At 64.2% G+C, this 8,882-nt stretch carries 10 protein-coding genes; 4 read left to right on the top strand and 6 right to left on the bottom strand.

Features of this window, described 5'->3' with window-relative positions:
* Nucleotides 1-1,091: 1,091 nt before the first annotated feature.
* The 3 genes from ACIBST_RS47480 to ACIBST_RS47470 all read right to left on the bottom strand — a co-directional run bounded on the left by ACIBST_RS47480 (nt 1,092) and on the right by ACIBST_RS47470 (nt 2,740).
* Nucleotides 1,092-1,301 carry a hypothetical protein gene (locus ACIBST_RS47480; protein ID WP_397180043.1) on the bottom strand — a complete coding sequence of 70 codons (210 nt, stop codon included), beginning with the start codon at nt 1,299-1,301 and terminating at the stop codon, nt 1,092-1,094.
* A 126-nt stretch (nt 1,302-1,427) separates the two neighbouring features.
* Nucleotides 1,428-1,901, bottom strand: a complete 474-nt coding sequence (locus tag ACIBST_RS47475; protein ID WP_397180042.1) for a DUF4279 domain-containing protein — start codon at nt 1,899-1,901, stop codon at nt 1,428-1,430.
* 317 nt (nt 1,902-2,218) lie between these two features.
* Nucleotides 2,219-2,740 (bottom strand): hypothetical protein, encoded by a 522-nt coding sequence (locus ACIBST_RS47470; RefSeq protein WP_397180041.1) that lies wholly within the window; start codon nt 2,738-2,740, stop codon nt 2,219-2,221.
* Nucleotides 2,741-3,204: 464 nt separating this feature from the next.
* Between ACIBST_RS47470 and ACIBST_RS47465 the strand changes: the two genes are divergently transcribed.
* Complete coding sequence (locus ACIBST_RS47465; protein ID WP_397180040.1) at nt 3,205-3,696, top strand: hypothetical protein; 492 nt, start codon at nt 3,205-3,207, stop codon at nt 3,694-3,696.
* Between the two features lie 199 nt (nt 3,697-3,895).
* On the opposite strand, the gene ACIBST_RS47460 is transcribed toward ACIBST_RS47465, so the two are convergent.
* The 3 genes from ACIBST_RS47460 to ACIBST_RS47450 all read right to left on the bottom strand — a co-directional run bounded on the left by ACIBST_RS47460 (nt 3,896) and on the right by ACIBST_RS47450 (nt 6,013).
* On the bottom strand, nt 3,896-4,159 hold the full coding sequence (locus tag ACIBST_RS47460; protein ID WP_397180039.1) for a hypothetical protein: 264 nt from the start codon (nt 4,157-4,159) through the stop codon (nt 3,896-3,898).
* A 281-nt stretch (nt 4,160-4,440) separates the two neighbouring features.
* Nucleotides 4,441-4,947: a hypothetical protein gene (locus tag ACIBST_RS47455; RefSeq protein ID WP_397180038.1), complete on the bottom strand. Its 507-nt coding sequence runs from the start codon at nt 4,945-4,947 to the stop codon at nt 4,441-4,443.
* A gap of 685 nt (nt 4,948-5,632) precedes the next feature.
* A complete protein-coding gene (locus tag ACIBST_RS47450) occupies nt 5,633-6,013 on the bottom strand; it encodes a hypothetical protein (RefSeq protein ID WP_397180037.1) in 381 nt (126 codons plus the stop codon).
* Between the two features lie 521 nt (nt 6,014-6,534).
* Between ACIBST_RS47450 and ACIBST_RS47445 the strand changes: the two genes are divergently transcribed.
* The 3 genes from ACIBST_RS47445 (at nt 6,535) to ACIBST_RS47435 (ending at nt 8,786) form a co-directional block, all read left to right on the top strand.
* Nucleotides 6,535-6,948 carry a hypothetical protein gene (locus tag ACIBST_RS47445; RefSeq protein ID WP_397180036.1) on the top strand — a complete coding sequence of 138 codons (414 nt, stop codon included), beginning with the start codon at nt 6,535-6,537 and terminating at the stop codon, nt 6,946-6,948.
* A 543-nt stretch (nt 6,949-7,491) separates the two neighbouring features.
* On the top strand, nt 7,492-7,992 hold the full coding sequence (locus ACIBST_RS47440; protein WP_397180035.1) for a SigE family RNA polymerase sigma factor: 501 nt from the start codon (nt 7,492-7,494) through the stop codon (nt 7,990-7,992).
* The gene (locus tag ACIBST_RS47435) at nt 7,989-8,786 is read left to right on the top strand and encodes a hypothetical protein (protein ID WP_397180034.1); all 798 of its coding nucleotides are present in this window, start codon (nt 7,989-7,991) and stop codon (nt 8,784-8,786) included. The genes ACIBST_RS47440 and ACIBST_RS47435 overlap by 4 nt, the downstream gene beginning before the upstream one ends.
* Nucleotides 8,787-8,882: the final 96 nt, after the last annotated feature.

Here is an 8,882-nt window from a genome sequence, read left to right as displayed (position 1 = left end):
GATCCGCGACGACATCCACGAGGCCTTCATGACCCTCGCCGCCGCGATCATCTGCTGGCGACGCCTCAACCGCTGATCATTCTGTTAGGACTTCTAAAGCCCCACCGGACGAATGCAGCAGGTGGAGAAAGCGCATCGGCGAGGGCACTCAACCTCGTCGGACGGCGGATAGAAGTAGACGTCCGACGCGGTCGTAGAGTGCCGCAGCGGGTTGGGAAGTCGCTGCTCAGTCAGGTGCTCCAGAATGCCTGATCAGGAGGGTTGCAGCGGGGGACGCGCCCTTACTGATCGTCGAAGTTCAGCAGAGCAGCTACCTCGATATCGACCTGGCCGTCCCTGATCACTGACGATCACGTTGTGCGTCCTCTATTGAGGTCCGCCTTGGCAGGGGCTGTGGTGTCGTTCTTACTGCTGCTGCTCCTCTGGCCTGCCGGTGATTCGGACTCCTAGCTCAAGCTCGCCATGGCGTTCGCGCTGGTGCCGTTCCCGCTCAGGATGGTGGCCGCGCTGCTGGCCCGCCTGCCTGTGTGGCCGATCGTTGCCGTGGTGGCGACCTTTGCCACGCTGGCGGTCCCGGCTACGACCGGCTTCATGCTCCTGGCCCTAATCTGCGGGCTCACGTGCAGTAGACGCACAAGAGAGAGGCACCGTCGTCTGACGTTCTGTCTCAGTGGCCTTGATGCAATATGCGTGAAATGATCACGGTTGGTAGAGACGGGCCTTGGAAGGTGCGGCGAGAGAGCTGAAGTTGTCGCATTGCCTACTGGCCTTGTGCTGGGATTATGCACGGTGTGCCTTGTGTTGGGGCAGCTCTCCGTAAATGGCAGGAAGGTGCGCCATCAATGGTGCTTCGTGGGCCTAGCCCTAGTCAGCAGCAGGTCGTCGCAGCTGCCGAGCATGCCTATGCAGTGGGGCGGCGGGTCTTCATCGCCCGGTTCACTGCCCCTCTGGACAAGGCACCCGAAGGGAGAACTCTCCCCGAGATCGGTGAGCTCATCGAGGAGATCGAGGCTCAGGGGTGGTACTTGGAGCACATGGCCACCAGCGTTTTGGTGGCCGCCTTCGGCGTCCGCCACGACAACATCACATGCCTATTCCGCCGAAGTGAATGAGATGTGAGCAGCGGTGGCGTCGTAGGTCTTGCCGCGGGGCCATCGTTTGCCATGCGGGTCTGAATGCTCGGCGGCCCGGACGTGGGTGATGAGGGTCGCCCGTCCGTGCTGGTCGATCGTGTCCACGGCTTCGCGCCAGGTCGCCAGGTGAAAGCCGTCGACGAGGCGGGAGGCGCCGTCGCTGATCAAAGCGGCTGCGCGTACTCGGTCGGGTCGCTCGGGACCAGTTCGCTGCCCAGCTCAGCGCCCCAACAGGCCGTGATCGATGCAGTTCCCAGCTGACCGACCACCGCAGGCTCGATTGCTAACGCTCTGCTACAGATTGTCTCCGTACTCATCGACGTCGAGTTCGGCACGTGTGACCTGTAAGAAGTCCAGAACGCGCCGACCCGGATGCCATCCCAGTTGCCGATGCCGAGCAGGGGTGGCTGGAAGCGCGGGCACGACCGGGGCCGCGACCCCGTCCTCCTCACTGCCAAAGAATCGAACCACCTGGAGGGTGGCCGTGTTTCCAGGTTCATGCCGATCAAGTTCTTCGACCACCGCGCCGATCATCTCGGCGTAGGGTTCCAGCCGGCCAACCAGAGCCAGGATCATGTCATTCACCGGCTGCTCTGAGGACCATGGGCCGTTGATCTGCCAGATATGAATGGCCGGGTGCGGCGGTTCCAGCCTTCTACTGCCTCGGACCGTGACCACGTCAGGCTCAAGGCCGAGCCGTGCCGCCATCTCTACAGCGGACACGTGCTCACTCTTGAGCGCGAAATATACGTACTGATCGACCTGCATGCGGTGACTCTGAACAGTTCCCGATGTAGGCAGGGTGGGATGCGCAAGCCGCGCGGAGAAGTGGTCTGCTCAACCGATGGGGCGAGCTCCAGCCAAGGCTCGTCAAGGTGGCTCAGGAGGCAGGCGAATGATTCAAGTCTCTCCTGGAACACCAGAACAAGGCAGAGATTCAAGATCCGGGATATGCGCGGGATGAAGTGCGGGACTGCCGGCGCCGCAGTCGGCAGAACCGCAGGTCGCAGAGCAGTAAGCGTCTGAACTATCGGTACGCAGTAAAACCGTCGGCACTCCGACTTCTGGGAGTCGCCTTGGGCGAACTAAGAATCGGATGGTCCTACCGTGTATCGCGCGTAGCGGTCGCCAGGAGGTGTGAATTCGATGCCGTTCTCATCGAGGGCGTTGTAGATCGTCGCCTGGCCGTTCGGGAAGCCGAACCCCAGAGACACGATCGTTCCTTCTACGAGATCCCGGTCTCTCCACATCAGCAGCTCCACTGCCGAACAAGTCTGACCGACCAGTGCAGCGAGCTCGTCTGGTGCGTCATCTCGCCATGCCAAGTGGAAGTCCTGCCAGTCCAGCGCGCGCTTCGGATCGATGGTGTTCCAGGTGATGGAGACCTCGTCGAACTTCCAGTGCTTGATCTCGACCTGTTCTCCATCGAAGTCCAAAAGGATCGGGCAGTCGGCGAGCCACTCATCCTGGTCGAGATCCCATACCAGAAGTGCGCGGGTCAGCCGCCGCCCTGTGAGACGGCCCAGCCTCACTCCATGAACAGCCGTGATCGCTGAGCGTCCACTCAACCACTCCGGCCTGTATCCGGGGACCCCGAAGTCGAACATCCAGTGATTGTGCCGGAACGTTCTCGCTTCTGTCGTGCCATCAGCGTGCCATTAAGGGCGGTCGGCAGCGGTCAGTCACGGTCACCCGCGGACCGTCACCTGCACAGGTCGGGGCCGTTGTCCCTGAAGATCAGACCGTCTTGCGAGCAGGATGTCAGGAGTTCGAGTCTCCTAGGCTCCGCTCATACAAAAGCCCAGGTCATCCGCCTGGGGTTCTGATCGTTAGCGGGCCTTGTTCCGGGGGCGTGCCCGTTGCGTGCCCGATGGGTCGAGGGCTCCTCTTGCCAGCTCGTCAGGCAGCGGCGCGGCACGCTGCTGCACGGCCGCCCGTCATCCGGGCGTGCGGCCTGGGACCGGTCCCGGCCGGCGGCGGGGCACCGGTCCGCCCGCCGCACTTCGCCCCGCTGTACCCATCGCACTCACCGCACGTGGGCCACGCCGCCGCCGCACCCCATAATGCGAGCGTGAGACTCCGAATCGACCCGGACCGGGACATTCAGACCGGTACCTGCGATTGCTGCCAAGCCCCCTTCGAGCGCGTGACAGGCTTCATCAACAACGACGACGGGGCTTATGCGATCTACTACGCCTCCTGCTACCACCACGACGGAATCCACGAATCACGGATTGACGTCATCCTCGACGACGCCTGGGAACCTGACGAGCCGGTCAGCCGTCCCGGCCCCAACCGGGTCACATTCGGATGCCGCGTCGGACCAGTAGAGAACTCCCCTACCCCGGCCTGCACGTTGGTGACCGGAGCTGCAGTTGCACCAGATAAACCGTTCTACGGACGCAAGCTGACCCGAGACGAAGCCCTCGCACACCCATGGCTCTCGGACTACTGGGAGACCATCGACCACATCCTGGAGAACGATCTCACGGTGAGTCAGCACCTCTACGGCGTGGCCACGAACGAGGAAGCGTCCGGCGGGGGCATTCCGGCTCCGGGGTGATCGCCGCGTCGGGCGTTCTTGCTGTGAGCAGCTGAGGTGGAGGTCTGATCATCCCTTCCGCCATCGACCCGGGACAAGCCCAGCAGACCAGGCCCACGGGTCAGGGGGCGTTCGTCCGCTGGGGCGCTCAACCGTGACCCGTGGCCCGCTTCCCTTTGGGCGGGTCGACGGCAGACGGGATGATCGGGTGGCGAGGAGGTTAAACGACCGCACCCGAACCGCCTTGGCGGCCCTCCGTTCGCTGCAGATAGGCCATGGCTCTCGGTATGAGGAAGCAGGTTATGGCCGCCAGCACCCACGCGATCCCCAGACCGATACCAATCCATGAGATCACGAGCGGTGTCAGGAAGGATGCATTTGCTTTCGACGGCTCGACCACCCTCGCACGCATCCACTTGTCCTGCACCCCCAACTGCATGAGGATGCTGGGAACAAGGATCGTAAGCCCGATCCCCATCAACACCCGACTGCATGCTCTTAAAATCATTTGCTCCCCGTTCCGATCAAAAGTTGCATCAGAGTAGCCGTCCCCAATACGTGCCCGATAGTAAGGCGATCAACGGGGACTTACGCGCGGAGCGACGGCCAAGCGTCTGACGGTCCGACCAGCAGCACAGCAACTCAGAGCACCATGGGCCCAAATTTTCCATACTGGTGAAGTGTCACCACCAGCACCCGTACGGTCGCCTGACCGTGGTTATGTCTGGACTTGGTTGGGGCCCTCGACGATTCAGGGGTCGTTACTCACCCTGGCTCACTGGGCAAGGTGGTTGACCGCCGCGCAGATGTCACTCCGCGCACCCAGGTGCGCCACCATCCGACAGGCCGCTGGGCCCAGGCGATGATCGGGGCCGTATGCTGCGGCAGCACGACGATGAACTCGCCGGAGGGCTGGGTGACTCGTGCAATGCCGATGGGTTCATGAGTGGCGAGCAGGTCCCTCACGACCTCGGTGCCGTCGGTGATGTGGTCGAGGTGTGCATAGACGGAGACTCTGTCCGCTGGCCCGTTGATCCAGACAGTGATCGGGGCGCCATTCCGCAGTGCTTCGAGGAGGCGGGTCCGCAACAGGCTGGGTAGAGCGGTCAGGACCTTGTCATGCAGGCGCTCTTGCCCGCAGGGAGCGGTGGGCGCCGCCGCGGCTCGTTCGCTGCAGCGTGGGCAAGCCTGGGTACCGCCGGCCCGGAAATGGTGCCGGTAGACCACCATCTGTTCTGCTGGGATGCCGCAAAGCGTGGCATGGGCTCCCATCGCGTGCTCCGCTTCGGGGGAGCGGTGATGTCCAGCGGCGGCGAATCGGACCGGTTCTCTCGCGGAGGCGAACGACCATTCCGTACTTTCCCTAGTCATTGTCCACCGTCGGTTTCCGGCTCGTTTCGGCCGTGGCAAGTTCCATCCTGTGCCGGGCGATGTCCATCCTGAGCAACCACAGCGAAAAGCGCTCGCTTTGGAGGAGTGTCCTGCATATCTGCCAGAGTCGCACCGCATTGGTAGCAGTGCAAATGCGTGATCAGAGGGCCATCAAGGGCGGCCAGCGAGGGGAAATCACGGTCACTGGCGGACTGCTGGCTGTCCAGGTCGGAGGTGTTTCCCCTGATAATCCGGCCGATTGCAGGCAGGACGTCAGGCGTTCGAATCTCCTGGGCTCCACTCATCCCAACGCGCAGGTCACCGGCCTGAGCTTTGGCCCTCAGGGGGCCTTGTTCTAGGGGCGTGGCCGATGTGCTTAGGTCTCCCTCTTGCCAGTTCCTGGAGCTTCTGGCTACTTCGCGTTTTCGTTCGTCGGAGGAGAGCTGGTAATAGGCACGGGCTCTTATGCTGGAGTGCCCCATGTGGGGTGCATGCTTGGGAACGGTCGGCAATTCAGGCTTCGCTCCTCCCCTGGCTCACCGGAGTACGTGGCTGAATCTCTGCCGCCGATCTGGCGAGACGACACTCATCGCTGCAGTTGCGGATCGTGCTCATGCTGAACCGGCTCGGGTTGGGCGCGGCACCAGTCCACGACGCGGTAAGTGATGCGGTCGAAGGGAGCGTCATCGGTGAGAGGGCGTTCGAAGTCGGCCAGGCGATCCAGGTCCATGGCTAATTCCGCCAAGGTCTCCTCGGGGAACAGCTCTGATGTGGTGAGCGTCGCGCGCAGGTAAGCCAGGAGACGTTCATGGTGCTCGTCCCAGTTGGTGTTGCCGTTGCGCTGTGCCTCGTCTCGGAGCTTCTCGACTGCACGCAGCAGTTCGCCTTGGACGGTTTCCGCCTGGCCTCGACGTGGTACATGGGTCTGCCAGATCCTGCGAGCATCAGCGGCGTATGAAGCATCCATGGCGGCCACCGTACAACCGGAGCTCGATGGTAGGAGGCTCCCTCCGGACTCATCAAGACGTGCTTCCCGAGAGTCCGTTCGATCAAGCAGAAGACGTCTACAAGGATGTCCAACCGTTCCTGCCCCTGCAGTTCTCCGGGATCGACATTGAAGTCGAGCGACTCCACCTGATGCCCGCGGAAGATGATGAGCAAATCGGTGATCGGCCAAACTCTCGGCTCGGGCGTGGCTCGTCGTTCAGCGGAGTAGTCGACATTGACGGCTTCGGCTATGCCGGCAGCGGAGGGGGCTCCCGCGGCTCACCACGAACTGCATGGGCATTACCGCCATGGACGACGTACAACTGATCACGGTGCTCACCATCGACCCAGGGTAGGCCGAGCAGGCCAGGGAGACTTCCCTCTTGGGTGCGTCGACGGCAGACGGGTGATCAAGCGGGAGCGCCATACATTCCGCAGGCTTTATGACGGGCGCGCGGTGATAGATCAGGACTTTGGTTGCATGTCTCATGGGGAGGGTTCGTGGACGAGGATGAGAGCCTGCGACGCTACGGTCTTCGACCGTCTGGGGGTGATCTCGACGAGATTCGAGAGACGCTGAGAACGCAGGCGGCGCTGGAGCGAAGTGCGCAGGGTGAGGGCGATACCGAGTTGATGAAGCTCTGCTGCGTGCAGTTGTTCAATGCCGGTCATCTGGACGATGTGCTGACGATCTGGGATGCCAAGAGGTCGAGCTGGGATGCCGGTGCTTCCATCGATGTTCAGTTGCTCTGCGGCGCCGGACTTGAGCGGACCAAGGAGTTTCTCGCCGCGATGAACTCACCCGAGGCGTTGGTGGCGCTGGACTACCTCCTGTTGGGTGAGCGAGCCGGCGACTTCGAGGGCTTCTCACCCGAGTCGAGGTCACATTGGTACGGGGAGTACTACGCGGATTGAGCAACGAGCGATCGCGTCTGCCTGTGCTCTGATCACAGATACCGGTACCGTCGCGTGCACTCGCGCCGCAAAGTGAGGGTCATCTCTCGGTGGGAACGGTCACGAGTTGCAACCGTCGGTAGCCTGCACGGTCGCGTTGACGAGCCACATTTTCAGTCGTTGTCAGCTCGATCAGAGAGTCGTCCGGCCCGATCCGAAAGAGTCGTGGGCGTCCGCTCGGCTTGATAGCCCATGCTTCCGCGGCGTCCTCGGCGCCGTGCCCGCTCGCCTGCGGGAGGCCGTGCCCAGGCGGGGTGGCGCGGTGTATTGAGGACGATCTCTGCCTGCCTGGCCTCGACGTGAGCGCTCAGCGTGGCAGCGGTGTGCCGGTTACGGTGTCGAAGCGCGTGGCACGGCTGCCGGGGCCGTCCAGGCGGGGCGGGGGATGAGGCGGGGCGAGCGTCGCTGTGCAGAAGCCTTCCGGACTGTGCCGCGAGGGACTGTCATCCGTATGTGCCCCCCACGTTGTAGTCATCGCCGGAGACGACGAGACGGAGATGACTGATGGACGACGGGTTCGCCAAGTACGTGGCGCATCGCCATCTACGGCTGTGCCGGATGGCGTACCTCCTCACCCGGGACTGGGGGACCGCCGAGGACCTGGTGCAGACGGCGTTGGCCAAGGCATGGGTGGCCTGGCGGCGGATCGAGGGCAACCCCGATCCGTACGTCTATCGCATCATCGTCAACACCCACGCCACCTGGTGGCGCCGGCTGTGGCGCGGCGAGGTGCCGGTCGAGACCCTGCCCGATACGGCCGATCCGCAGGATCACGCGGCCGCCGTGGGGGACCGGGCGGCGCTGTGGAAGGCCCTCGCCGCCCTGTCGCCCCGCCAGCGCGCGGTGATCGTCCTGCACTATTTCGAGGGACGGACCCTCACCCAGATCGCCGACATCATCGGCTGCTCGCTGGGCGCGGTCAAGAGTCAGCTCGGCAGGGCCCTGACCCGTCTGCGCGTCGATCCGGACATCCGCACCATGAACCTGGAGGAGCTCCAGCGATGAGGCACACGGAGAGCAACCTGCGCACGCTCCTGGACGCGTACGCCCACGACGCGACCGGCAGGGAACCGGTCCCCCACCTCGACGCGATCGTCCGTCGAGGCCGCCGGATACGGCGGGGCCGGCGTTCGCTGAACGTCGGGGTGCTGGCCGTCGCCACCGTCGCCGCCGCCGTCATGCTGACGGGCCCCGACCGGGCCGACCAGGCCGCGGTGGCCGCGCCGCCCAGCTCGGCACGGATCCAGACGCCCCCCGAACCGCCCAAGACGTTTTCCGTAGTGCTGGGAGCCGAGAGGTTCACCCTTCCCCTCATCCACACCCAGCGCTTCGGTACGACAGGCGTCCGCAAGAGCGTGATGTTCACGCCGACGAGCGTTTCCACTGGCTACAAGGTGGTCTGTGCGGATCCCAGAGCCTGGGTCGTCGTCAGGATTCCACTCAGGGGCGGTGAAGCGGGCGGCACGTCCGGGCGGTGCGGAGCCGGGGCGGGAGGCCACCACGACCGGCGGTCGGCGCCGGCCAATTGGCTCAAGGGCCGGCAGGCGATCCAGGTATGGGTCTTCCCCGCGGACGCCCCCGTCGTCAAGGTCGTCGAAGAACTCGGCCGCTGCAGGCCGTTCCTGAAGGGGGCGACGATGTGCGACGAGCAGGCGGCCAGCGGTGCGCTTTCCCGCCAGGACGTGCTCGAACGTCTCTCGGCGGAGGTCGGCGAGCAGCCTGGCGAGTGGGCGGTCGGCATCTACGACCGCCCGACCGCGGCCCCGACCGCCGTCGATCGGGGGCACCGGACGTCCTGACCCGAGGCGCGATGACTGACGGCGTCCCGCCTGACAGGGGCACCGGAAGAGCGGCGCCGCGGCCCTCAGCCCGCGCGCCGTCCGGGCGTGCGGCGG

Source organism: Nonomuraea sp. NPDC049684, from assembly GCF_044465345.1.
GTDB lineage: Bacteria > Actinomycetota > Actinomycetes > Streptosporangiales > Streptosporangiaceae > Nonomuraea.
This window is presented reverse-complemented; position numbering and strand designations above follow the sequence as displayed.